Annotated in this window: 16 protein-coding genes, 1 pseudogene and 2 CRISPR repeat arrays (1 of these 19 running past the window's edge); of the genes and pseudogenes, 10 read left to right on the forward strand and 7 right to left on the reverse strand. The window is 68.3% G+C overall.

Annotated features, from left to right (window positions below; genetic code table 11):
- Window positions 1–2655: direct repeats of the CRISPR family, unit length 36 nt; unit sequence CTCTCCGCCGCTGAAAGGCGGCGGCCCCATTGAAGC (it extends 1933 nt beyond the left edge of the window).
- A gap of 108 nt (window positions 2656–2763) precedes the next feature.
- Window positions 2764–6884: a CRISPR direct-repeat array (repeat unit 36 nt; unit sequence CTCTCCGCCGCTGAAAGGCGGCGGCCCCATTGAAGC).
- Window positions 6885–7384: 500 nt separating this feature from the next.
- From WMF11_RS01550 to WMF11_RS01585, 8 genes and pseudogenes are all read left to right on the forward strand, one after another.
- Entirely contained in the window at window positions 7385–8413 is a 1029-nt protein-coding gene (locus WMF11_RS01550; RefSeq protein WP_437976183.1) for a hypothetical protein, read from the forward strand.
- A 338-nt stretch (window positions 8414–8751) separates the two neighbouring features.
- Window positions 8752–9765 carry an SGNH/GDSL hydrolase family protein gene (locus WMF11_RS01555; RefSeq protein ID WP_437976184.1) on the forward strand — a complete coding sequence of 338 codons (1014 nt, stop codon included), beginning with the start codon at window positions 8752–8754 and terminating at the stop codon, window positions 9763–9765.
- Between the two features lie 86 nt (window positions 9766–9851).
- Window positions 9852–10049: pseudogene (locus tag WMF11_RS01560) on the forward strand (contractile injection system protein, VgrG/Pvc8 family); the annotation flags it as partial.
- 7 nt (window positions 10050–10056) lie between these two features.
- Window positions 10057–11016 carry a type VI secretion system Vgr family protein gene (locus tag WMF11_RS01565; protein ID WP_437979274.1) on the forward strand — a complete coding sequence of 320 codons (960 nt, stop codon included), beginning with the start codon at window positions 10057–10059 and terminating at the stop codon, window positions 11014–11016.
- The gene (locus WMF11_RS01570; protein ID WP_437979275.1) at window positions 10950–11510 is read left to right on the forward strand and encodes a peptidoglycan-binding domain-containing protein; all 561 of its coding nucleotides are present in this window, start codon (window positions 10950–10952) and stop codon (window positions 11508–11510) included. The genes WMF11_RS01565 and WMF11_RS01570 overlap by 67 nt, the downstream gene beginning before the upstream one ends.
- Before the next feature lie 26 nt (window positions 11511–11536).
- Window positions 11537–13654: a hypothetical protein gene (locus WMF11_RS01575; protein WP_437976185.1), complete on the forward strand. Its 2118-nt coding sequence runs from the start codon at window positions 11537–11539 to the stop codon at window positions 13652–13654.
- 95 nt (window positions 13655–13749) lie between these two features.
- Window positions 13750–15195 (forward strand): hypothetical protein, encoded by a 1446-nt coding sequence (locus WMF11_RS01580; protein ID WP_437976186.1) that lies wholly within the window; start codon window positions 13750–13752, stop codon window positions 15193–15195.
- Window positions 15192–15773, forward strand: a complete 582-nt coding sequence (locus tag WMF11_RS01585; RefSeq protein WP_437976187.1) for a hypothetical protein — start codon at window positions 15192–15194, stop codon at window positions 15771–15773. Before WMF11_RS01580 ends, WMF11_RS01585 begins: the two co-directional genes overlap by 4 nt.
- 91 nt (window positions 15774–15864) lie before the next feature.
- Here WMF11_RS01585 and WMF11_RS01590 read toward each other — a convergent pair whose 3' ends face one another.
- The 7 genes from WMF11_RS01590 to WMF11_RS01620 all read right to left on the reverse strand — a co-directional run bounded on the left by WMF11_RS01590 (window position 15865) and on the right by WMF11_RS01620 (window position 22118).
- On the reverse strand, window positions 15865–16338 hold the full coding sequence (locus WMF11_RS01590; RefSeq protein WP_437976188.1) for a Uma2 family endonuclease: 474 nt from the start codon (window positions 16336–16338) through the stop codon (window positions 15865–15867).
- 44 nt (window positions 16339–16382) lie between these two features.
- On the reverse strand, window positions 16383–18290 hold the full coding sequence (gene tnpC, locus WMF11_RS01595; protein WP_437976189.1) for an IS66 family transposase: 1908 nt from the start codon (window positions 18288–18290) through the stop codon (window positions 16383–16385).
- A 50-nt stretch (window positions 18291–18340) separates the two neighbouring features.
- Window positions 18341–18697, reverse strand: coding sequence for an IS66 family insertion sequence element accessory protein TnpB (gene tnpB / locus WMF11_RS01600; protein ID WP_437976190.1), 357 nt, complete (start codon window positions 18695–18697; stop codon window positions 18341–18343).
- A complete protein-coding gene (tnpA, locus tag WMF11_RS01605; protein ID WP_437976191.1) occupies window positions 18694–19005 on the reverse strand; it encodes an IS66 family insertion sequence element accessory protein TnpA in 312 nt (103 codons plus the stop codon). Before tnpA ends, tnpB begins: the two co-directional genes overlap by 4 nt.
- 297 nt (window positions 19006–19302) lie before the next feature.
- A complete protein-coding gene (locus WMF11_RS01610; protein WP_437976192.1) occupies window positions 19303–19437 on the reverse strand; it encodes a hypothetical protein in 135 nt (44 codons plus the stop codon).
- A gap of 226 nt (window positions 19438–19663) precedes the next feature.
- Complete coding sequence (locus WMF11_RS01615; protein ID WP_437976193.1) at window positions 19664–20719, reverse strand: hypothetical protein; 1056 nt, start codon at window positions 20717–20719, stop codon at window positions 19664–19666.
- A 706-nt stretch (window positions 20720–21425) separates the two neighbouring features.
- On the reverse strand, window positions 21426–22118 hold the full coding sequence (locus WMF11_RS01620) for a DNA-binding protein (RefSeq protein ID WP_437976194.1): 693 nt from the start codon (window positions 22116–22118) through the stop codon (window positions 21426–21428).
- Window positions 22119–22242: 124 nt separating this feature from the next.
- Between WMF11_RS01620 and WMF11_RS01625 the strand changes: the two genes are divergently transcribed.
- Both WMF11_RS01625 and WMF11_RS01630 read left to right on the forward strand, forming a co-directional pair.
- A complete protein-coding gene (locus WMF11_RS01625; RefSeq protein ID WP_437976195.1) occupies window positions 22243–23775 on the forward strand; it encodes an RNA polymerase sigma factor in 1533 nt (510 codons plus the stop codon).
- A gap of 17 nt (window positions 23776–23792) precedes the next feature.
- On the forward strand, window positions 23793–24908 hold the full coding sequence (locus tag WMF11_RS01630; protein ID WP_437976196.1) for a hypothetical protein: 1116 nt from the start codon (window positions 23793–23795) through the stop codon (window positions 24906–24908).
- The last annotated feature ends 78 nt before the right edge of the window (window positions 24909–24986 follow it).

Consider the following 24986-nt stretch of genomic DNA (forward strand, 5'->3'; position numbering starts at 1 on the left):
GGCGGCCCCGTTGACGGGCGCTCGCCGCGTCGGTGCCACCTCCACCCGCTGTCCTCTCCGCCGCTGAAAGGCGGCGGCCCCATTGAAGGGAGTCCTCCACTTGGACGCGAACGATCTTGTTCATGCTCTCCGCCGCTGAAAGGCGGCGGCCCCATTGAAGGACATATGGGCTCGGTGCCTATCGAGCGGTGAGTGGCCTCTCCGCCGCTGAAAGGCGGCGGCCCCATTGAAGGCACCGGCCGTGGATCTACCGTGCGGCGCTCGGTGCGCTCTCCGCCGCTGAAAGGCGGCGGCCCCATTGAAGGCGTCTTTTGGCATCGCTTGGTGCACGGTAGCCTCACCGGTTCTCCGGCCTCTCCGCCGCTGAAAGGCGGCGGCCCCATTGAAGGCGTCTTTTGGCGTCCTGCCGGTTCCATCACTCCGGCAGCTCTCCGCCGCTGAAAGCCGGCGGCCCCATTGAAGCGACGATCGCCTCGTCCAGTTTCTCCCCGCTCTCCCTGCTCTCCGCCGCTGAAAGGCGGCGGCCCCATTGAAGCGAGTGCTACGGGGTGTGACGGATCGCCGACGTCGCGCGCCCTCTCCGCCGCTGAAAGGCGGCGGCCCCATTGAAGCCGCGGCCCACGTGATGAGGTACGTGCCCGTGGCCGTCTCTCCGCCGCTGAAAGGCGGCGGCCCCATTGAAGCGCGTTTCGGAAGGCGTAGGCGCCTCAAGCCTCGCCCCGCCTCTCCGCCGCTGAAAGGCGGCGGCCCCATTGAAGCTGCTGCTTCTCCTGCGCCTGCTCGATCTCTTCAACACTCTCCGCCGCTGAAAGGCGGCGGCCCCATTGAAGCCCCAAGGGCCCGGCGCGCGACGCGATCGGCACCGCCATCTCTCCGCCGCTGAAAGGCGGCGGCCCCATTGAAGCAAAGACCCTGGCATGGGTAGAGCGCAACGGAAAGCTGCTCTCCGCCGCTGAAAGGCGGCGGCCCCATTGAAGCGGAGATGGGGCCCTGGAGAGCCGCCTTGACGCTGTTCCTCTCCGCCGCTGAAAGGCGGCGGCCCCATTGAAGCCTCATTCCTAGCGCGGAACTGAACGACGAGGACATTCTCTCCGCCGCTGAAAGGCGGCGGCCCCATTGAAGCCCGACGTCGCCACGTTGCACGCAGTGTCTACGGGATTCTCTCCGCCGCTGAAAGGCGGCGGCCCCATTGAAGCGCCTGAGTCCCCACCAGCGGTGATAGGGCCTTCTACCCCTCTCCGCCGCTGAAAGGCGGCGGCCCCATTGAAGTGCGCCGTTGAAGAACTGGGACTCTCCCGTCCCCGACTCTCCGCCGCTGAAAGGCGGCGGCCCCATTGAAGCCTCCCGAGGCGCCAGAGAAGCCAGGGAGTGAGGTAACCCTCTCCGCCGCTGAAAGGCGGCGGCCCCATTGAAGCAGATATTCACGCCGGTGTTCACGCTCGACGTCTAGTGCTCTCCGCCGCTGAAAGGCGGCGGCCCCATTGAAGCCAGAGCCCATGCGCGGTCACGTCGGGCGGGCGGTCCTCTCCGCCGCTGAAAGGCGGCGGCCCCATTGTAGCTCCAGGCGGTTGTTGCCCTTGTCCGGGTCAGGGTAGCTCTCCGCCGCTGAAAGGCGGCGGCCCCATTGAAGCCCGCCTTCAAGCGACGACCTGCGGCTCCAGTTCCCCCTCTCCGCCGCTGAAAGGCGGCGGCCCCATTGAAGCGCGGGCATCCTGGAGTTCGGCGCGCCGCGCGACCTCCTGGCACTCTGCGCCGCTGAAAGGCGGCGGCCCCATTGAAGCACCTCGCGCACCACGTACCGGTACAGCGTGCGCGCGCTCTCTCCGCCGCTGAAAGGCGGCGGCCCCATTGAAGCCGGCCGGCGCTCGTCGCCGAGCCCGGCCCTCGAGCGCTCTCCGCCGCTGAAAGGCGGCGGCCCCATTGAAGCCAGATCACCTGCAAGAGCGTCCTCGCCACATCCCAAGCTCTCCGCCGCTGAAAGGCGGCGGCCCCATTGAAGCGAACGCTACGCCGTCTTCAGCTGGACGACCTATCATCCTCTCCGCCGCTGAAAGGCGGCGGCCCCATTGAAGCTGCTGGGTCGACTTCACGGCCATCGCGGCCACGAGGCTCTCCGCCGCTGAAAGGCGGCGGCCCCATTGAAGCGACGCCATCGCGGCGCGGTGGACGCGGACATCCTCCACTCTCCGCCGCTGAAAGGCGGCGGCCCCATTGAAGCTACGGCGGCACGCAGACCAAGAGCGGCGTGACCACGCCTCTCCGCCGCTGAAAGGCGGCGGCCCCATTGAAGCCGTCGGGCAGCCAGAAGAACACCGGCGCCAGGGCCGCCTCTCCGCCGCTGAAAGGCGGCGGCCCCATTGAAGCATCTCTGGCGTGCGTCCGCTCGCGGCGCCGCTCTCCACGCTCTCCGCCGCTGAAAGGCGGCGGCCCCATTGAAGCATGCTGATGCGGTTCGCGATCGACTGGAGCGCGTACCTCTCCGCCGCTGAAAGGCGGCGGCCCCATTGAAGCACGCCCGACGTCGCTGGCGCCTACGGCGTCACCGCGCTCTCCGCCGCTGAAAGGCGGCGGCCCCATTGAAGCGCCCCGTTGCGCAGCTTCGCGAGCAGCGGGCCGAACTCTCCGCCGCTGAAAGGCGGCGGCCCCATTGAAGCATCGGCATCGGCGCCGTCTCGCTGCCGGTGCTCGCCGCTCTCCGCCGCTGAAAGGCGGCGCCCCATTGAAGCGGCCTCCGGCCCGGCCGGGCTCTGCCCGGTCCCGCCGCTCTCCGCCGCTGAAAGGCGGCGGCCCCATTGAAGCCCGTCGCCGGCCTGGCGGTGGCGGTGACGGGGGGCGTGCTCTCCGCCGCTGAAAGGCGGCGGCCCCATTGAAGCCGCTTCCGCCCCTTGGCCTTCGCTTCCGCCATCCCGCTCTCCGCCGCTGAAAGGCGGCGGCCCCATTGAAGCTCTTCCGCCGTCTCTTTGATCTCGTCCGCCATCGCCTCTCCGCCGCTGAAAGGCGGCGGCCCCATTGAAGCTAGACGGGCGCCCCGCCGCCGTCCCGCCGCTGCAGGTACTCTCCGCCGCTGAAAGGCGGCGGCCCCATTGAAGCGACCCCCGGCGCGCGGCTGGTCGTGTCCAGAAAAGCCGCTCTCCGCCGCTGAAAGGCGGCGGCCCCATTGAAGCACATGCGAACGGACTTGACGGGTGGGACATACGCGATCTCTCCGCCGCTGAAAGGCGGCGGCCCCATTGAAGCTCGGGGGCTGCCTTCGCTGGAGACGCTGTCTCCACGACGTGCTCTCCGCCGCTGAAAGGCGGCGGCCCCATTGAAGCTAGCCCCAGAACCGCTGCGCGCGCGTCGCGTCGTAGCACCTCTCCGCCGCTGAAAGGCGGCGGCCCCATTGAAGCACCCCGTCGGCGGGGCTCACGCTCGCGCAGCAGCTCAGCTCTCCGCCGCTGAAAGGCGGCGGCCCCATTGAAGCGGCGGCGCGAGGCCGCGCCCCCAGTGATCGACGAGGTTGCTCTCCGCCGCTGAAAGGCGGCGGCCCCATTGAAGCGGCCTGGTCCGTCCTCGGAACTTCGCCATTCTCTTTCTCTCCGCCGCTGAAAGGCGGCGGCCCCATTGAAGCAGTAGCGCGTGCCCAAAAAAGTAGGGGCTGGTGGATTGCTCTCCGCCGCTGAAAGGCGGCGGCCCCATTGAAGCGCTGGCGGCCTCGACTGCCGGGTCATCCGCATCGAACTCTCCGCCGCTGAAAGGCGGCGGCCCCATTGAAGCACGTCCACCCGTCGTCCTCCATCTGCTCGCCACCGTCTCTCCGCCGCTGAAAGGCGGCGGCCCCATTGAAGCGTGATGCGGTCAGCCTCGCCCTTCGCGAGCGTCCCGCCCTCTCCGCCGCTGAAAGGCGGCGGCCCCATTGAAGCCTCGACCTGCACGAGGGCATCCTCGAGGAGTTCGCGGCTCTCCGCCGCTGAAAGGCGGCGGCCCCATTGAAGCCCGGCGCTGCTTGATGCCGTGATCCTGCTCGCTGATCCCTCTCCGCCGCTGAAAGGCGGCGGCCCCATTGAAGCGACGAGATCATCCGGAACCTGCACGCGCATCCCGCACTCTCCGCCGCTGAAAGGCGGCGGCCCCATTGAAGCCTCCGTATGGCGCTCACCAGCAGACGGTTTGCCGCAACTCTCCGCCGCTGAAAGGCGGCGGCCCCATTGAAGCATCACGGACGGCCCCACTTCACGCAGGAACGCCGCGACTCTCCGCCGCTGAAAGGCGGCGGCCCCATTGAAGCTACAAGGCAGCGTTCTACGACCGACGCGCGAACATGCTCTCCGCCGCTGAAAGGCGGCGGCCCCATTGAAGCGAGGGAAGCCAGCGGTTCGACGCCACCTACAACGCGCTCTCCGCCGCTGAAAGGCGGCGGCCCCATTGAAGCGTGTCGGTGCGGCCAGATCTGGCCGCTCGCCTGGCCCTCTCCGCCGCTGAAAGGCGGCGGCCCCATTGAAGCTGAGCGTCGAGCGCTTTCGAAGCGGCGCGGAGCGCGACTCTCCGCCGCTGAAAGGCGGCGGCCCCATTGAAGCTACCTCCAGGCCGGGTCGCGCGGGTGCGCCATCCGACTCTCCGCCGCTGAAAGGCGGCGGCCCCATTGAAGCCACGCTGCCTCCGTTCCGCCCGCCCTCAGCGCCGCTGCTCTCCGCCGCTGAAAGGCGGCGGCCCCATTGAAGCGGCGTCGCGACCGCGTGCGTGTCGGTCTGCCCGAACTCTCCGCCGCTGAAAGGCGGCGGCCCCATTGAGGCTCGACGCTCTCATCGCGCTAGGCAAGCTCTCCCCCGACCTCTCCGCCGCTGAAAGGCGGCGGCCCCATTGAAGCGTCTCACCGGCGAAGCCGCCCGCGATCCTCGGCGACCTCTCCGCCGCTGAAAGGCGGCGGCCCCATTGAAGCATTGGAGCTTCGCGAGCCGACACCCGACATGGTGTAACTCTCCGCCGCTGAAAGGCGGCGGCCCCATTGAAGCATGCCACGAGGCATGCAACGTCGGCGTCTGCGCCGACGCTCTCCGCCGCTGAAAGGCGGCGGCCCCATTGAAGCACGCCGATGTCCCCGTCCTGGGAGACGAGGAGTCGCTCCTCTCCGCCGCTGAAAGGCGGCGGCCCCATTGAAGCATGATCTGCATAGGTCCGCGCCACGGGGACACCGAGCTCTCCGCCGCTGAAAGGCGGCGGCCCCATTGAAGCATGGGTCCGAAGCCGCAGGTCTCTCTGGGTTCGCCGCTCTCCGCCGCTGAAAGGCGGCGGCCCCATTGAAGCATCGCCAGGAGCTCCAGCCACACGCCGGAGGCGTAGTCTCTCCGCCGCTGAAAGGCGGCGGCCCCATTGAAGCCCATTGTCGTATACCTTCACGCCAGCCGCGCGCAGATCTCTCAGCCGCTGAAAGGCGGCGGCCCCATTGAAGCGAGGCAGCGGGCGAGGTCGAAGTGCGGCACCCGGTGCTCTCCGCCGCAGAAAGGCGGCGGCCCCATTGAAGCGCCAGCTTTCCCATGCCGGCGCGCTGCACGAGCTGGCTCTCCGCCGCTGAAAGGCGGCGGCCCCATTGAAGCGACGCGATGCGCGTGCGGTGCTGCAGCCAGTGCGCGCGGAGCGCTCTCCGCCGCTGAAAGGCGGCGGCCCCATTGAAGCGGCTGCAACCGCATCACGCGGCAGCTGCACGCGCGCTCTCCGCCGCTGAAAGGCGGCGGCCCCATTGAAGCGCCTGCTCGCGCGCGTCGAGGGCCGGCTGGAGGATCTCTCTCCGCCGCTGAAAGGCGGCGGCCCCATTGAAGCCGCAGCGCCCTCGCGACCGCTGCTACGTCCGTCTCGACCTCTCCGCCGCTGAAAGGCGGCGGCCCCATTGAAGCCCGATCGTCGATCGCCGCGGCGTCGTCGAGACCGACCTCTCCGCCGCAGAAAGGCGGCGGCCCCATTGAAGCACCTGCTTTGCGAAGTCGAGCCAGTCGCTCGGTTTGCCGCTCTCCGCCGCAGAAAGGCGGCGGCCCCATTGAAGCCCATTGCGCGCCACGTCTGAGCGATGTTCCGGATGTCCTCTCCGCCGCAGAAAGGCGGCGGCCCCATTGAAGCAGAGCATTTTTCGTCATCTGAGTCATCCTAATCTTCTCTCCGCCGCAGAAAGGCGGCGGCCCCATTGAAGCACGTTGGCTTTCGTCAGCGGAGTCGCCGTATGAAGGTTGCTCTCCGCCGCAGAAAGGCGGCGGCCCCATTGAAGCCGCCCGGCCGGTGCTGGCCGAGTGTCCGCTCAACCAGCTCTCCGCCGCAGAAAGGCGGCGGCCGCATTGAAGCGCCTGATGGACGTTTCGCCCGCGCTCGAGGCGCTCCTCTCCGCCGCAGAAAGGCGGCGGCCCCATTGAAGCGAGGTTGTGTCGGTGTGCGCGGGTGGAGACTCGCTCTCTCCGCCGCAGAAAGGCGGCGGCCCCATTGAAGCTTCCAGGCGGCGTAGCTCACGGGGTCGATGACCGTCCTCTCCGCCGCAGAAAGGCGGCGGCCCTATTGAAGCGATGAACACGAGTTGCCTGAGCGCCTCCTCGCCTTCTCTCCGCCGCAGAAAGGCGGCGGCCGCATTGAAGCAGATATCGGTGCATGAGGTCTCCTCAGAGCATCAGCTCTCCGCGGCTGAAAGGCGGCGGCCCCATTGAAGCCCGGTCGTATGGTCGACCAGGCCCATGTCCGGCACGTTTTCTTCGCCGTTGAAATGCGGCGGCCCCATTGAATTTTGAACGATGGCGCGCACCTCGCGGGGCTGGAGAACGCTATCTGCCGCTGAAATGCGGCAGCACCATTGAATCCGTCGCTTGCCGCTGCCCTGGGCGCGCTGCGCCTCCCTCTCCGTCGCAGAAAGGCGGTGGATCTATTGAGGCGTGCGCAAGGTGAACGGCCGGATCGATCTCGTGACCCTCTCCGCCGCAGAAAAGCGGAACGGCGCGTCCGGAAGGACTCGGAGGAAACAGATGCAACATCGATTGAAAGTGCAGGTAATCGCTCTCGTTCTGTGCGGCGTATTCCTGCTCGTGCTCAGCTCTGCATGCGACTTGAGCTACGAGTGCGAACCCGTGGACTCGGGAGGCGCTGGTGCTGGGATACCGACAGGCTCAGCAGGAGCAGGGGATCATTTTAGAGATGGTGAACAAGTGGGAGAGGAAGACATCAACGCAGCGTCGGAAGCGCTGATGGCGGGATGCACGTCGAAAGACTGCTATGACATGTTCGAGGACTGCGAGGATATCGGCGGAAGGTGCATCGTCGGATTCCCCGGATGCGACGTTCACGGCAGCAGCCCCTGCAAGTCTTGCCTTGCTGCCTGCCTCGACGACCGGCCGTATCCGTCACAGTGCAACTGTAGACAATGCGGGTTTCGCTGATGAGCTACTCGCTTCAAGATGCCGTCTATGTCGCGATAGGCAGAATCGCCCAATCAGAGCTGAGAAAGGTCGTGTCCCCGGTCGTGGTAGAGGATGACTGCCTTCTTCTTGGCCCGTCGAGCGCAGATCCGAAGCGCCATCGCGTCATGCGGACTCGGTACTGGGGGGTCCAGCCATCTGCAAAGCTGAACAAAAGTATTGCTCGCGATGATGGTAAGCCGATCTGCATAGCGCTGCCGTCGACGATTGACGGACTACTGAGCTTCTCCAGGATCTGCGCTTCAGGAGCTGCTCGAAGGCGACAAGTCTATACGGTGGCGCTTGAGCCCGATGCCGTGGGCGCAATGCCACAGGGACCTGATCCGTCGCCAAAAGTTTATGTCGATGTCGCTGACGCACTGAGGCGAACGCCGCCCATGGCTCGGTGTTCAGAGCTTGAGATCGCACTCTCGGCTACGCTGTGGAAACTGTGGTGTCGACGCTCGCCGGTCGCGATGTCACGATTTTGCGCAACGGGTGGCGCGCTGCACCCGCTGCTGGCCAATCTTGGGCGCTATCATGCGGGATTCTTCCCGCGACGGACGGAGCGCGGTCTGTTGATGTCGCGCTTTGACGAGCTTCTGCTGCGCCAGCTGTCCAGCGATTGGATCAAACCGGTTAAAGTGTTTTCCGGCGGAATGAGGGCGCGGTCCGGTCTACATGCCTGGCTCTCGCACGTCGGCGATCTCTACGTGCCGGAGCGACTGCTGTCCTGGTCTCGCCACACCCACGGACGGATTATTGAATGCGAGGAGCATCCGGGGAAGTCGTCTGAGTTGAGTCGATGGTCCTTCCGATGGCGTGCGGGAGGGGAGGCGATACTCGATGCGCTGCCAAGCTTGCAAGTCGCACCACCCGTTTCTATCGGAGGCGCCGTTGCATACGACCCAGAACACGCCTGGATATGTCGCTTTGATGTGCGGGGTACGCCATACGTGACTCGGCTTGCGGCCGCTGACGGTTCCACCGGTCGTGCCTCGACAGGCTGAACGCTCGCCACGACAATGCGGGTCGTGGCGACGCTCAAGTCAGGTGGCAGCCGACATCTTCGCCGCTCTCTTTCTCCTGGCGCGTGGCTTCTCGGGTGAGCTCGTGACTGCGGTCGGCGTCGCTGCCGCTTCGCACCCTCGCGCTTTCGTCGGCCCGCATCAGGTAGGTGATCTCGAATGCGTCCGTTGGGAGAGCGAAGCTGCAGCTCTCGATGCTGGGCACCGGATGGGCGACCGGCGTGGCGCCGTGAGATTGCCATAGGCTGCCCGATCGTCGATTCCGACTGCCGTCGTTTCAGTTGACAACGCCGTAGTCTTCGGCGTTACCATCCTCCGGCATGAAGCCGATCACATCCTGGCCGGTCGTGTCCGGGCTCGTCGTCATCGCTATCGCTCTCGGCTGCAGCGGCGGCAGCGCGGGCGCCGGCAGCTCGGGCGCCGGCGGAGCGGGCGAAGCGGGCGCCGGCGGCGGCGCAGGCGGAACGAACGACGGCGGCGGCACGGACGGCGCTGTCGCGGGCTCCGGCGGAACGACCTCTGCGGCCGGCACCGGTGGATCGCTCGCGGGAACGGGCGGTGGCGGGGATGGCGGCGGCGCGGCGGCCGGCGGCAGCGGCGGCGATTCGGGCGCGCAGGGTGGCGCCGGTGGCGGCGCGGGCTCGACCTATCGGCCCTGCCCGACCGACGGTACGGCGTGCAAGATCATGCCGTTCGGCGACTCTATCACCGACGGATACAACGGGGACACGCCGGGCGGCTATCGCGTCGAGCTGTTCCGGCTCGCGCACGCGGCGGGCAAGAACATCACGTTCGTCGGTTCGGGATCGAACGGACCGAACACCGTTGGCGGCGTGGCGTTCCCGCACAACCACGAGGGCCACAGCGGCTGGACGATCGCCCCCGCCGGCGGAAGGAGCGGCATCTCGACGCTGGTGTCGACCGTCATGCCGCAATACAAGCCCGACATCGTGCTCTTGATGATTGGAACCAACGACGCAATCGACAATTACGACATGCCCAACGCCCCCAAACGTCTGGGCGCGTTGATTGACAGCATCTACGAGCAGCTCCCCAGTGTTCTCATCGTAGTGGCCGCGCCCGTCCCGTCGCGCGGCGATGCGAGCAAGGGCGACGACACCGCGCTCAGCGCGCGCATCAAGACCTACGACGACGCCATTCCGGCGGTGGTGAAGGCCCGCGCGGACGCAGGCCGACACATCATCTCCGTCGACATGTACACGCCCTTCAATCCGAACAAGACCACGTTACTCGAAGATCAGTGGCACCCCAACCTCCAGGGCTACGTGCTGCTGGGCGAGCAGTGGTACGCGGCGTTGCAGCCTCTGCTCTGACGGCGCGGTCGCTCAAGGGAGGCGCGCGGAGCCCGACGTCCGGCGCGGCGTGTGCAGGCTCGACCAGGGGGTAGGTAATCTCAGCCTTGATTTCGCGCCCATTTCGCGCCCACGGAGCACGAGTGAGCCGACCGCGACGCGCGCCCCGGCCCCCGCGCGTCTACTGCGTCCAGCACCAGGAGAGCGATCTCGCCTTCATCGCCAGGCTCTGCGCGGAGGACGGCGTCTTCTTCTGGTTCGAGCCTCCCGAGGGCGGCGATCCGGCGGCGCCCGAGGTGATCGTCTTCGCCGATTTCCCCCGGGGCCTATGCGCAGATCGCCGGCGATCCCACGCTCGCCTACCGCCAGGCGACCGGCGCCGCCGCGCTCGCTCCCGAGGAGCGGCACGTGACGCGGTTCGTGCGGAGGCAGGCGAAGGCGCCGCGCGGCGCGCGCGTGAAGGGCTTCGACTTCGCGCGGCCGGCGCTCGATCTCGGCGGGACCCGAGGGGAGGCGATCCGGGCGCGCACGACGTACGAGCACCACGATCACGACGAGCGGATCGACGCGGGCGCCGAGCGGGCGCAGATCGTGCTGGAGCAGGCCCGGGCGCGCGCGGATCTCGGCGAGGGCGCCTCGTGGTGCCGGCGGCTCGCGCCGGGGCACAGGTTCTCGCTGGAGGGCCACGACGTCGCCGCGCTCAACGGGCGCTATGTGCTGACCCGGGTCGAGCACGAGGGGCACAACGCGCACCTCTCGGGCAGCGACGGGCCGAGCTACGAGGCGCGCTTCCGCTGCGCGCCCGAGGCCGTGCCGGTGAGGCCGCCCGCGCCCCGCGCGTCGGTGCGGCAGGCGCTCGAGACCGCGACCGTCGTCGGCCCGCCCGGCGAGGAGATCCACACCGACGCGCTCGGCCGCGTGAAGGTGCAGTTCCACTGGGACCTCGACGGCGCGCGCGACGACAGGAGCTCGTGCTGGCTCCGCGTCGCGACGCCGTGGGCGGGCGCGGGCTGGGGCTTCCAGTTCGTGCCTCGCGTGGGGATGGAGGTACTCGTCGGCTTCCTCGGCGGCGATCTCGACCGCCCCGTCGTCGTGGGCGCGCTCCACTCGTCATCCGGGCGAGGTCGATCGAGATCGTGGGCTCGGAGCGCGCGTCGCTGTCCGGCCCGGGCCCGGCGGTGCGGCTCGCGAGCGACGTGGAGATCGTGTCGAAGGTCGTCAAGATCTACGGCGAGGAGGCCTCGATCGAGCTCGGCAAGAAGGCGAGCGTGAAGGGCGAGCAGGTGCTCCTCAACTGCGACGAGGGCGCGCCCGAGCCGCCGGAGGACGGCGAGGCGCCGCCGGGGACGAAGAGGTTCAGCATCCGGCTGACCGACGAGAGGTTCGAGCCCTACGCCGGCAAGCGGTTCAAGATGGTGTGCGAGGGCCTGAAGCTCGACGGCGCGACGGGCGGCGACGGATCCATCGAGGCGGACGTGCCGGAGGCGGCGAGGACGGCGGAGATCACGCTGTGGCTCGGCGCGTTCCCCACGGGGCAGGTGCGGCGCTACTCGATCCAGATCGAGGACCTGCCGGCGCCGACGTCGATCGCCGGAGCGCAGATCCGGCTCAAGAACCTCGGTTATTACCGGGGCGCGGGCAAGGGGGAGATCGACGACGAGACGCGCGCCTCGCTGCGGAAATTCCAGAGCGACCACGCGCTGGAGCCGACGGGGGAGCTCGACGGGGCGACCGCCGGGTCGATCGTCGAGCGGCACGGGAGCTGACGCGACGCCAAGGGAGAGAAGAGACGATGCCCGCTCCGAGCGCACCGATGGGAGTCAAGGTCCCCGCAGGCGGCCCTGGCCACGCCTCGCCGCCAGCCGCGTTCGAGGCCGAGCCGCCGCGGCTCACGACGTGCCTCAACATGACGCCCGTCGACTACCCCGACGGCACCACGGGCGCGCCGGAGTTCCCGGCGCACGAGCTGGATCTCACCGACGCGACGAGCATCGAGCAGATCCTCGCCCACATCGACGCGCGGATCCACGCCCCTCTCGACGACGCGTGGGCCGGCCCGCCGGGCACGGACGGCGAGGGCGAGTGGGTCGACGACCCCGCCGAGGAGGCCTGGGCCAAGGCGCTCAGCGAGGCGATGTTCGGCCAGCGGTACGGGGGGCCGGGGCAGTGCTACTTCGGCGATTCGAAGTGGGACTCGTTCATCTTCTCGCGGATGCAGAAGACGTCGATCGACTACATGAGCCAGAAGGTGTGGGGCGTGCGCAAGAACGCGACCGCGCCGGCGACCTGGCTCGAGGTCCAGATCTTCAAGAAGCAGCTCGAGAAGGACGGTCGCAGGATGGAGTCGGCGATGGAGGACAACGACGACCCGGCCATCTCGATCTGCTGCGCGTGTGAGCACAATGCCACGTACGGAACGATCATGCGGGGCTTCACGCTCGAGCAGCACATGAATGGCGCCGGCTGGGCGGCGGGCCAGAACCCCGGACGCCCCATCTTCGACGCGGGGCAGTTCGCGGGCGGCAAGTGGTATCCGACCAAGGAATCGACGCTCGACGTCGCGGCGGGTCTGCTGAAGACGCCGCCGATCGGCCCCGGGACGATCTACTGCTATAACCCCTTCGGGGACAACAAGGTGGTGACCGGCTTCGTTCCTATCGGGTGGATCGAGACCGACGCGCATGGCGCGCCCGCGATCAAGGCCCAGTTCAGAGAAAAGACGCTGAACGACATCACCGAGCGCAAGTCGCAGTACGGGACGCCGAAGCGGCAAGTCGATGATCCGACGGAGCAGCTCACGAAGGTAGAGGAGCTGAACTTTACTCCCTCGACACCGACGTCGGAGTCAGACGCCGCGAACATGCTCGTCGGCGTGCCCCTCCCCGCGACCGGACAGCGCAAAGGATCTCACATCTTCTTCGTGCTCCGCGTGAGCAAGGACAAGAAGCGGATCCAGAAGTTCGACACCAGCAACGGCCACCCGCTCGACAGATACGTAGGGGACACCGTGATGGACCCGCTCGGCAAGGCGGGGATCTACGACGGCATCTCCCTCACCGCGGCCCCGCCAGGCAACGTTTTCTGCGGGATGGGCGTGCTGCCAACGGCCCCCGTGGCGCTCGACACCATGGCCGACCACATCCGCCGCGCGCGGCCCATCAGCCTCATGCGCCTCGTGATCGCGGAGCGCCGCCCTGGGCCCGAGCTCAGCGATCGGCATGTGCTGTTCGTCAGCAAGCTCATGCGGACGTACGATGACGATGGGCAGAATTTCTGGGTGAGCAAGTGCGCCTGGTCCCTGCGCAACACCCCCGGGTTCACCAGCCTCCAGCCCTGGTGGATCATCTACATCCCTCGGATGGAGCTCGCGAGGATGATGTGGACCAAGGGCGCACGGAGCCGGAAGCTCTCGGAGATGGCACGCGACGTGTCCGTCATCCGCCGCATGAAGTTCGACAAGGAGCAAGCGAAGAAGACGAAGAAGGATCCCGCGCCCGCGCCAGGGCTCCGCTACGGTGAGGACTACGTGGCGCAGATCGTCCTCACGAACGACGACCGAGGAGGCGCGCTCTACTGGAGCCGGGCTCGGTCGGAGCTCAGCTTCGGGGTGACGAACGAGCAGATCCAGGGCAACCCGCTGCCGAACGCGATCAAGGACAGCGTGGCGCCCGTGGCGCGCCAGGGGCGCGATCCCAAGCTCGAGGTGCCCTGGAACGGCGAGCGCTTCGACGACCGTTACAGCGATATCGACATCACGATTCCATCGCTGTTCCGTGACGGCGAGGACACGAGGAGCGCGAGCGAGCATGACGCCGAGCCCATCGCGACCGACGATGACCACGCCGAAGAGCTCAGGATGAGCATGATCGACGACGAACCGAAGACACCGGGTGAGGTGGAGCTCGCATGAGATCGGTGGTCGCGTCTCTGCTTGCCGGATTGATGTTCGTGTTCGGCTGCTCTGGAACGCCGCCGCCCCGACCGCTTCAGTCCGCAGCGCCCGCGGTGGCACGTCCCACGGCGGCGGCAGCGACGGCGAGCGCTCCGCCAGCAGGCCCGAAAGACTGCGCGAAGAGCGCCACGATCGAGGAGTGCACGTGGGCGTGCAATCACGGGGCGCTCGCGAGCTGCGTCCGCGTCGGGGAGATCCGGATGCAGGCCGATCCCAAAGAGGCGGCGGCCGTGCTCGAGAAGGCGTGCAACGGCGGTGAGCAAAGCGGCTGTGAGCGCCTCGCGCAGCTCTACCTTGGCGGCGCGCTGGAGAGGGACTATCCGCGCGCAGCGGCGCTCTATACCAAAGCCTGCGACGCCGGATATCAACCCGCCTGCGGTCGCCTGGCCGACCTCCGTTTCCGGAGCGAGCCGGGCGTCGAGGCGCAGACCGACGAGGACTTCGCCGCCGCGATCAAGCTCCTGGAGCGCGCCTGCAACGCCGATGATGCGAAGTCCTGTGGTACGCTGGGGGCGATCCATTTCACGGCGATCCATGTGCCGGAAGATCAGGCCAAGGGATGCGCGCTCCTCGCAAGAGGATGCGCCATGGGCAACGAATGGAGCTGCGGCCATGCAGCCGAGATGTGGGCCCGCGCGGACCTCCCCGCCCTCGGCGACATCAAGGAGCATGAGAGATGGGCGCGGGTCAACGAGTTCGCCAAACGTCAGGTGGCGCTACGCAAGGCCGCCTGCGAGGACACCGGTCGATTTTGCAACCTGGTCGCCAAAGAGGATATCACCAGCGCGAGGAGCCTGCTCGACGATCTCTGCCGAACCCGCAACAACATCGCCGCATGTAACGATCTCGGGCTGATGTACGACGAAGGAGAGCAAGGCGACAGAGACTACGCGGCCGCAGCAGCGCTGTTCGAGATCGCGTGCCGAGGCGGCGCTGAGCCCTCCTGCTTCGAGCTCGCCAGGTTTTACAAATTCGGCTACGGCGTGGCGAAGGATCCGCGCAAGACGTTCGTGCTCACCGAGCGGAGCTGCGCGCTCGGCTATACGCCTGCCTGCGACATCCTCGGCACACTTTATCTCAACGGGGAGGGGACGGGGCGCGATATCCACAAATCGCTCGACTTCCGGCGAAGGGCCTGCGGCTGGCACGACAGCAATGCATGCCGTACCCTCGGTGTCTGGCTCATCTCCCACGACGGCGAGGAGGTACGGGAGGGAGAAGGGATGCGCGAAGGCGCCGAGCGTCTCCGCGAGGCATGCAATGGCGATAGCCGTCCGAGCTGCCTCGATTACGCCCTGCTCCACGACAAGGGCTGGGGCGTGCCCAGGGACCCGAAGAAGGCGCGCGAGACCGCGCAGCTCGCGTGCGATCGAGGCGATCGCGAGGCGTGCGGGTGGCTGAAGAACCCCGCGCTCCACACCCCGAAATGGGTGAAGGAGCGCGAGCAGCGGCTGGCGAAGCGCAAGGCGCGCGGCGCCGCGACCAAGGAGCCGAGATGAGCGCGGCAGAGCGAGGGCGGCAGGCAGGGCGCGCGCACCAGCGCGAACCGCAGATCGAGGGGCTCACGATCGAGCGCTACGCGGAGGTGATGGCCTATCGCCGCCACTTCCCCGCGGCGCGCGCGACCGAGGTGCTGCTCCGGCTCGGCATCCAGCCGGCGCGCTGGGATGCGGCGACGCGCGGCTGGGGCACGGCGATGAGCAGCGCGCTCGCCCGCGACGAGCCGGAGATGCTGACGCGCTTTGCGAAGGCCCTCGCGACCCAGGAGCGGCGACTTCGCGAGTTCCCGCCGCGCATCGAGTCGCTCGGCGAGCCCGTGGCCCAGCAGGGGGACATCGACGGCGCGCGCGCGTTCGAGGGCGAGCGTGCGGCGGAGCGGCCGTCGTACCTGCGCGACGAGGCCGCGAGCGCGCCTCGGGAGGCCGCGAGCGCGCCGTGGCCCGCTCCGCCCGCGGAGCCGGCGCCCGGAGCGCTGCGGAACCTCCACGGGACCGCCGAGATGAGCCGGTTCGTCCCCCGGCCCGCGCTGCCCTTCCAGGAGCTCGATCCGGCGCGCGGGCCCAGCAAGAAGCGCTGATCCCAAGATGGACCCTGTACCGCCTGGCCCAGGAGTACGACCGAGCGCTGCTCGGTCCAGGTCGGCTCGGACAAATCAGCGCGGCTGCAGGTCACCTCCCCCAGAGGACCGAGAGATCGAGCTCGATGGCGTGGAAGGGCTCGGCGCGGACGCGGGCGGCGTCGCGGTGGACGACGGCGGGCCCCCAGCCGCGATCCGCGCCGAGCACGTAGACCTCCAGCGTCCGGGCGATCGGGTCGACCAGCCACGCGTGCCGCACGCCCTCGCGTGCGTAGATCGGCATCTTGTCGTCGCGGTCGACGCCCTCCGTCGAAGGGGAAAGCACCTCGCAGATCCAGTCCGGGGCGAGCGCGAAGTATGCCGTGTCGGGCATCTCGGGCATGCGTTCGCGGCGCCAGCCGGCGAGATCGGGCACGAGCGCGTCGAGCTCGCCCGGCGCGCTTGGGTCGGGGAAGCGCAGCTCGATCGCGTCGATGATGTGCCAGCCGCCGGGCCCTCCGTCGCCCAGGTCGAACGGTCCGCCCAGCTTGATGGTAAGCGCTGCATGAAGCGCCGTCGGCCCCAACCTCGGTCAGCTGGTGCAGGATGGGGGCGATGGAACCGGCTCGGTCAGCTCGTGGCGCGCTGCTCTTCCGCGGGAAGCGGAGGCGGGACGGTGATCGGCCCGAGGGCGACGTTCATCTCGTCGTCAACGAGCCGGACGCGGGTGCGCGCCCAGTACCTGGGGGCGAGCTCGAGGTAACGGTCCCGCGGCCAGTAGGGCATCGCGCGAATGACGTCGGCCAGGTAGGCCTCCGGGTCGAGCCCGTGCAGCTTGCAGCTCGCCACGAGCGAGAAGAGGTTGGCCGCGGCGGAGGCGTGGTCGTCGCTGCCGAAGAAGAGCCAGGACTTTCTCGCAACCGCAATGGATCGCAGCGCTCGCTCGCTGGCGTTGTTCTCCAGGCGCAGCCGACCGTCGTCGAGGAAGCGCCGCAACGGCTGCTCTTGGTTGAGGGCGTAGCCGAGCGCGGTGGAGACCAGGCCGCGCTCGCGAGGACGCGCGTGCTCGGCCCTGGCCCAGGCAAAGAACGCGTCCACCAGAGGACGGACGACGGCATCTCGGCGCACCTTGCGCTGCGCGGGCGCAAGATCCGCGAGCGCACGATCGGTAGCGAAGATGGCGTTGATGCGACGCAGCCCCTCGACACCGAGCTCGTGCTTGCAGACCGCCGCCTCCCAGAAGTTGGTACGGCAATGCGACCAGCATCCTACTTCGGTCGGGGGCGGACCGCGCTTCTCGTCGGCAGCAGCGCCTCTTGGTGGTGTGCCGCGGAAGAGGGCGTCATAGATGGCGTGAGCGTCAGCTTGAATATACCGAGAGAAGCCGCGGAACATATCGCAGACCGCAGCGCTGGTATGCTTGGGCTGGTACTCGAAGAAGACGTGATCCTTGTCCGCGAGGACGACGAAGAAGTGTCCCTTGCGGCACGGCCCGGGCTTCTTGTCCTTGCGCTCCTGGATGGGCCCAGGCTGGATGGAGACCCCGGTGGCGTCGGTGGACAGGCAGAAGGCGGTCTCGAAGGCCTCTTTGCGCGCGGCCTCGACGATGGCGCCCAGAGTCGCACCGACGTCTTCGGCGTAGCGGCACATCGTGCCGCGATCGAGCGACGCGCCCTGAAGCTCCAGCTGCTGCTCCAGTCGATAGAACGGGACGCCGAGCAGGTACTTGCTGGTGAGGATGTGCGCAATCATCGACGGCGCGAGGAACGACCGCCGGAACAGCTCTTTCGGAAGCGGCGTCGTGATGAAGACCGTGCAGGTCTCGCCCTTCGGCGTCGGCGGCGGCGCGTCGAGCGAGGGCGCGTCGAGCGCTGTGGAGGAAGCGCTCGGCTCGCCGGCCGCTGCCGTGTCCTCCGGGCTGACGCTCGCAGCGGGCGTCGGCGTCGGGGCTTCTCTCGCGACGACCTGGACCGGGGCCGCTTCCCCCTCGCCAGAGCTGCTCGCGTCCGTGAGGGACCGCTCGGCCTTGTACACGACGCGTGCGAGCACGATGCGGCGCATTCCGCCGCGCTCGTAGCCGAGTCGCGAGGTCTCCTCGACCCCGATGCGGGTCGCCGTCGCATCGAGCTCGGGGCAGGAGAGCTCGATGCGGACGACGGGCAGGTCGGACTCGGACAGGTCGCGACGGCCCTTGCCGCCGGACCGTCGTTTCGGCCCCTTGGGGTCGTCGTGCTGCCGCTCGTCGCCCGTGTTGCGCTCGGCGGCCTCGAGTGCCTTCTCGAGACGCTGGACCTCGAGGAACATCGAGTTGAACGCCAGCTGCTCCGCGCTCACCTCGGCGCGCTCCGCCTTGGCCACGAACAGTCGACGTTGCAGAAGCTGCAGCTGCTCGAGCGCACGGGTGTAGGCGCGCCGAAGCTGCGCGAGCGCATCGCGCGCTCCCACGAGCTCGCTCTTTGCCGCGGCGAGCTCCGCTTCGAGCTGCGCGATGCGCTGCTGCTCGGCCGAGAGCGTCGGCTTGGCGGCGGCGTCGTGCACGACGCCGCTCTACGTAAGCCGCGCGTACTTGTCGAGCGAATTCGTGCGGCTCAGTGGACGCGGCGCGGTGCGCGCCTTCGCGGTTTGGGCGTGGGCGCGATCTCGATGCCGTCGAGCAGCGTCTCGAGCGTCGCGTCGTCCACCTCGACATGCGTGGCGCCCTCGGTCGGGGGGTCGGGAAGTGCGAACGCTCCGCGATCAAGGCGTTTTGAAAACAGGCAGATTCCACTGCCATCGAAGAAGAGAATCTTGATCGTGGTCCGCCGCTTGCCGACGAACGCGAACAGCGCTCCGCAGCGCGCCTCGTACCCCACACGCTCACGGATGAGACCCGAAAGCCGCTCGAAGCCGTAGCGCATGTCCACCGGCTCCAGCGCGACGAACACCTGCACGCCCGCCGGAATCATCGCGCCGCTCCGCCGAGGGCACGGACCACCTCCGCCAGCAGCGCGGGGTCGAACCCCGCGGCGACGCGCACCCGCGCGCCGCCGACCTCGACGACGAGCTCCGCAGCGCTGCTCGTCACGGCGGGCGCCTTCGGCACCAGGCGCAGAAAGCGCGGGGGCTCGGCCCGCGACAGCCGGCTCGACCAGCCGTGCAGCGTCGAGGCCGCAAATCCGCGGCTCCGAGCGAACTCCTCCGCCGTTTCACCACTCTCGCGCCACGCCCGAACGCGCTCGGACCACATCACTTCGGTCGCCTTCGTCCTTGTCATGCACGCCATCATGAACTGGACAGCGCGGCCGGGGTGAGACGGCGCTTCGCGCAGCGCTTACGCTTGATGCCTAGCCTGGACGACGCCCGTGCATGTCGCGGTGCCGGCCGGGGGAACACGTGCAGGGTGCCGCTGACGAGCTCCGCCACCTGGTGCGACGGAACGGCTTCGAGGTCGGCGTACGTGGCGCGGCGCTGTTTCTCGGCGGCTTGGCCCATAGGGGCCAAGTCTGCCCGGGGTGCACAGCGGGGCAAGGCGTCAAGGCGCAGGGTCGGGTCGGCGCGCCGGACGGCTCGCTCATTGCGCCACGAGGTCTCCTGCCAAGCGCGGCGCGACCTCGTGAGTCGTTTCGTATTGCGCGGCGAGGCCGGTCACCGTGATGTCCTGATCGACCGCGAGCGACGCGGTGTCGATGACAGGCTGGCCGTCCATGAGATGCCCGAGCGTCCCCGTGGCAGGGACGCCGTGAGCTGAATATCTGGTTCGGCGACGAGGTCACGGGGGAGGAGGGCATCGCCGCCGAGACGTTTCGGTTTCCTGAATCGGAGCAGCGCACGTCAGGCGGCGCACGCACGCGTTCGACGCTGCGGGACCGCGATCCCCGTGCGCAAACGGCCATCGATTCTCGCGGCCATGCCCAGCCCGCCGACATCAGCTCTCATAACCGAGCGATTTGACCATCTTCGAACAGCACCCACGGTGTTGAAGCCGCATAGGCCTCGATCCCCGCGATGGGCAGCCCTGGTGCATCCTCGAGCTGCTCGAGGCCCCTATCTCGGAGCTGCATCCCACGTTCGGTGAGCCGGTATACCTGCGAGAGCATCGGATGACCAGGCGGTTTTGGGCCAGGAGCGCTCTCCACAGCGGCGCTTGAATCGTGCTTTGCCCACTGTTTCAGCCGATCTTGCAGGAACAAATCGCCTGTGCAGAAAAGAAGATTCCACAGATCCACCCTCGCCTGCGACTCTTGGACAGCCACGGCCAATGGGGTTTGCCACTCCGCGGACAGGATGGTCAAGATGAGCTCGTCGAATCGGCTGAGGCGCAGCACTTCTTCTGCAGTCCTTCGTGGAAAGAAGCACGAGAGGAGCGCCCAGAGGCGAGCAAGCTCTGGAAATCCTTCGACGCCACGCGTGCAAATTTCAACGAGCGGCAATGGGTTCTCGTCGGTGTAGCTGTCCCAGAGACGAACGGCCTGTTCGTAGCGTTCGGGCGGCCAGGCATGCGCCGTTCCGAGGCGCTCCAGAAGTCTATCGTCAGGATGATCGGACACCGAGGTCGAGCAGTCGAACGGACGCGCGGGTCGCTCGCCGCTCCTCGTCGCTGACGGTGGCACTGGCTCAAACTCAAGGACGAGGATATCGCGGCACCGGATCCCCACGTGGGGCAGCCAGCTACAAGCCCTCCAGAGGTTCACTCGATCGTTTAGATTCGACGACGTCCACAATGCAACAGGAGTATCCCAGCGGACATCCGAGGAATAGAGACGATCCCACTTCTCGCCCAAGTCATCGGTGTCTGCTGGATCTTCAGACAAACAAGACCACGCCTCACGTGCCCGCACATGTGCAGCGGCGTCGCGGCGGCTGGGTCCGACGATAAGGCAATCGGATGCGCGCACGACGTTGGTTGCGCCGAGTTGTGCCAGACGCTCTGCTGTTGGTGTATCAAAGGCGACATGTGTCGCCGTCTGTAGAGCGGTGACCTCTGCCATGATCAATAGAACCCGCAGTCATAGCATTGCCTGAACTTGTAAGGCTCATCTTGCCAGCAGTTGTCCTGACAGACGGCGCACATGGTCTTTTTTTCTTGAACTCGACGCGTGCACGGATCGCCCTTCGCGATGCATTTCTCATACATCTCCGTGCATTTGTTGAGTGGCGTACACCCAGCCATCAGTTCTAGCGATTCGCTGCCAACCTCTTCGTCCTCTTCACTGTTGCCGTTGCTTGGAAAATCTCCCGCCCTGCGGATTCTGTAGGATATCCGGCGCCGCGCTTCCCGCCTCAACTGTGTCGCAGGTGTAGGACAAGTCGCATGCCGACGCGAGCACTGCCGCGAACGCGCCGCACAGGACGAGAGCGATCGTCCTCATAGGTAGTAGGTGTTTCATGTGTTCTTTCCTGCCGCTACTGGATGTGCCGATCCGATCGCAGAGCGAGAGAGCGGCGTCAACGGATAGCTGGGCCTGCCGCGGTAGCGAGGATTGGGTCCCGGTCGGGCTCCTTCCTGCGCTCCGAACAGCCGCTCGACGGTGGTGTCCACGTCGAGATGGACGATGTCGGGGAGCACCTCGACGAGCGTCGTGTCGAGCGCGGCGAGCGCCTTGTCGTCGAAGCGCCAGAGGTCACGGTAGAGCGTGTCGGCACCTGGAGGAGGGCCACGCGTGGATGGTGGCCCTCACGCGCCGTCCGGCTCGCTCATTGCGCCACGAGGTCTCCTGCAAAGCGCGGCGCGACCTCGTAGGTCGTCTCATATTGCGCGCCGAGGCCGGTCACCGTGATGTCCTGATCGACCTTGAGCGACGCGGTGTCGATGACAGGTTGGCTGTCCACGATATGCACGAAGACCTGGATCTCGCCCGAGCCGTCGTCGATGTACACCTTGAAGCCGTAGGGCTGGTCGTCCTCCACCGCCTTGGTCACGCGTCCGCCCACGCGCACCAGCAGGCCCTCGACGGGCTCTCCGACCTCTCCGGTCGTCACGTCCTTCGGTCCGACGGAGCGGGCCTCGCCGAGCGTCGTGACCGAGGCTGCCTTGGCGTTGAGCACCGTCTGCTGGGCCGTCTGCCCGAGCGTCCCCGTGACACGCACCCGGGTGTCGAGGTTGAGATCGAGCGCGTCGGGCAGGCTCACGTAGATGCCCCCGGTGTCGTCCTGCAGCGCGAAGCCCTGCTCGCCGGTCGCCGAATTGAATGTGCCAGGCGCGACGGTCACGACACCGTCGACCGTCGCCGTGGAGCCCTCGGCCAGGCCGCGGGCTTCGGAGATGGCGACGGCGACCTCCTCGTCCGGAGCAGGCGACTCTTCGTCAGAGCTGCAGGCCGTCGTCGCGAGGACGCAGGTGGTGATGGCGATCGAGACGATGCTGGGAGTCGAGACGGTCTTGCGCATTCCCCGTCCCTAGCCGTGCTGTCCCCCAGGGACAAGACATGGCCCCGGAGCGCTCGATGTCGCCCCTTGGCGCCAGCCCCCGTCGATTCTGTGACGATCCCGAGAATCCACCGCAATTCTAAGCATGAGCCCTTTCTCTCCCCTCCCGCCTCCTCCCGCCGACCTCGTCCAGCACAGCACCTGGACGTCCATGCACGCGACCGCCGTCCACGTGCTCCCGGGGATGCTCCGCTACCTCGGCGTCGCTGAGGACGACATCGACGACCTCTCCCAGGAGGTCCTCCTGGGCGCCTACACGAGCCTCCCCCGGTACAACCCCGCCTATCCCGTCGCAGCACCCGGGTCTGCCTCACCGCCGCCGGTCGCCTCGCCGTTTCTCCAGGACTTCGTGCTGGCCGTGCCCGCTGCCGCCGCGGACACCGCCCAGGAGCAGCAGGAGCAGGACGACCCGGCGTCGCTCCCGCTGCCGGCGCCGCGCAATCCCCCTCGGCCATCGCGCCCGCACGGCCTCGGCCCGCGCTGGCGAGCCGAGTCCAGCTGGCTCTTCGGGATCGCCTGGCGAAAGGTCCGGCGCCATCTGGAGCGCAACTACCGGCGCCTCGAGGTGCCGGTGGGCCTCGCGGATGAGGCGTACTTCGAGGGCGCCGAGATCGCGCCGAGCAGCGAGCAGCGCATCGCCACGAACCAGCGGATCGCGATCGCGACCCGCCTGCTGGCGACGATCGCGCCCGAACGGCGCGCCATCCTGATCATGGCCGACATGGTCGAGATCCCGCTGCGCGAGATCGCGCGGTCCCTCGAGCTCAACGAGAACACCGCTTCGAGTCGGCTGCGCCTGGCGCGTGAAGACTTCCGCGCCGCCGTGAAGCGCCTGCGCCCCGAGGAGCAGCGCGCGCTCCGGTCCGGTTTGCTGATGGTCCCGCTCTTCTCCCTCGCCTCCTCGCGCTCCGCCGTCGCGTCGCCGGCCGTCCACTCCGGCGCCTCTGCCATCGCCGAGACGAACACGCCCGCGACCCGTCCCGAGCTGCCGAGCGATCTCGGACCTCAGGACATCGCCGATAGACCCGGGCGTGCCGCTCGCCTCGCGCGCCCGCTCGCCCGGTTCGTCCGCCCGGCGCTCGCCCGGTTCATCCTCCCGGCGCTGGCGTGGGCGACGGCAGGCGTCGGCGGCGCCGCGCTGTTTGCCGCGCTCGCGCCGGCGCCGGCCCTCTGGGCCAACCGCCTTGGCCCGATCGCGACACCGCTCCTCCTCTCGCGTGCGGTCGACCTCGATGCGCGGCCGAAGACGGAGCCCGGTGGAAGGCCGAGCTCCGAGGCGCCGCGAGCCGATGCGATCTCGGACAAGGAAGCTCCACCCTCTCGCGCGCCCACGCCCGCGCCGGCACGTGTCTTCCGCCAGCGCAAACCCGCCGCGCCGGAGCAGCACGCTCCCTCCGACCAGGATGGAGAGCCGCTCGCCGACGAGCTGCAGCTGCTCGGCGCCGCCAGGCAGGCGCTGCTGCAAGGCGATAGAGCGACCGCGCTGGAGCGCATCGCCGCCCACGCGCGGCGGTTCCCCGAGGGGCGGCTCAAACTGACGCGCGAGCGGCTGCGAGCTAAGGCCGCGGCGGTGCAGGCAGCGCCGGCCGGCAGCGCGGCGGGGCAGACGCTTCCGTGACCGCGCGGACGAGGCCGATGCGCGGGAGATCGCACGACGAGGGCGCGCGCAGGAAGCGGGCAGCACGCGCAGCGCTCGCCTCGATGGCCGCGGCCGCGATCTCGGCCGCCGGGGTCGCACCGGTCCGGGCCGAGCCCGCGGCCACGCCGCTCCGGGCGCGGCTCGAGTTCATCCGCGGGCCAGGCGCCGAGGAGTGCCCGGACGAGCAGCTCCTGCGCGCGGAGACGGTCCGGGCGATGGGCGGGGTCGACCCCTATGACGCGGAGGCTGCGTTCACGATGACGGCGTCCATCGAGCGCCGGCGCGGCAAGCTCGCCGCCTCGATGTTCCTCCGCGACGGCGACGGTCACGGACGCTGGTTCGACGGGTTCAGCGCCTACGATGACTGCAAGGTGCTCGTCACCGCCATGGCCCTGTCCATCGCCGTGCTGCTCGACGACGCCGCCGAGCTCGCCGCACCACCTGGGGTGTCAGCGAAGCCCGCTTCGCCGCCCGCACCACCCGAGGGGCCCTGTTCGCCGGATCGGCCCTGTCCGCCGAAGCCGTCCCCTGCGCCGCCATCATCCCCGCGCACGGCGTCACCCGTGCGCGCGCCGCACCGGAGCCGCGCGTCGCCGGTCGCGGGGGAGCGCTTCTCCTGGGTGGCCGGCCTCGGCGCTGTGGCGGGCCTCGGGATGACACCCGGCGTCGCCGGTGGGCCAGCGCTGTCCTTCGGGGCACGCTGGCCGGCGTGGTCGGTCGCGCTGGAGGTCCGCGGGCTCGCCTCGCTGCCGAAGACAATCGACAAGGTTCCCATGGCGGTGTCTCTTCTGACGGCGAACGCTGCCATATGCCATCATCGACAGTTTCTTTTCGCCTGCGGACTCTCGGAGCTCGGGGGGCTTCGTGCTTCCTCCGACGTCCCCTTGGGTGGTGCCTCGCGGCTGAGTCTCCGGGCTGGACTTGGCGCACGGATCGGCGTCGCCTGGCCCTTTGCCGAGAGCTTGTCGGCGCGCGCATACACCGACGTCGTCCAGACCCTGAGCGGTATGGCGATCGAGCGTCACCCAAATGTTCCTGGCTCCCAGCGCGCCCTGTGGAGCGCACCGATCGCCTCTGTAGCGTTCGGGCTAGGTGTACATGCGAGGTTTTGAGCGATTCCGAAACAAGACAAATGGGAAGGAAGCGGAGTCGTAATGCGTGAAAATCCAAGGGGCGATGAGGAGAATGCT

This window comes from Sorangium sp. So ce295 (assembly GCF_051527405.1).
Classification (GTDB): Bacteria; Myxococcota_A; Polyangia; order Polyangiales; family Polyangiaceae; genus Sorangium; species Sorangium cellulosum_B.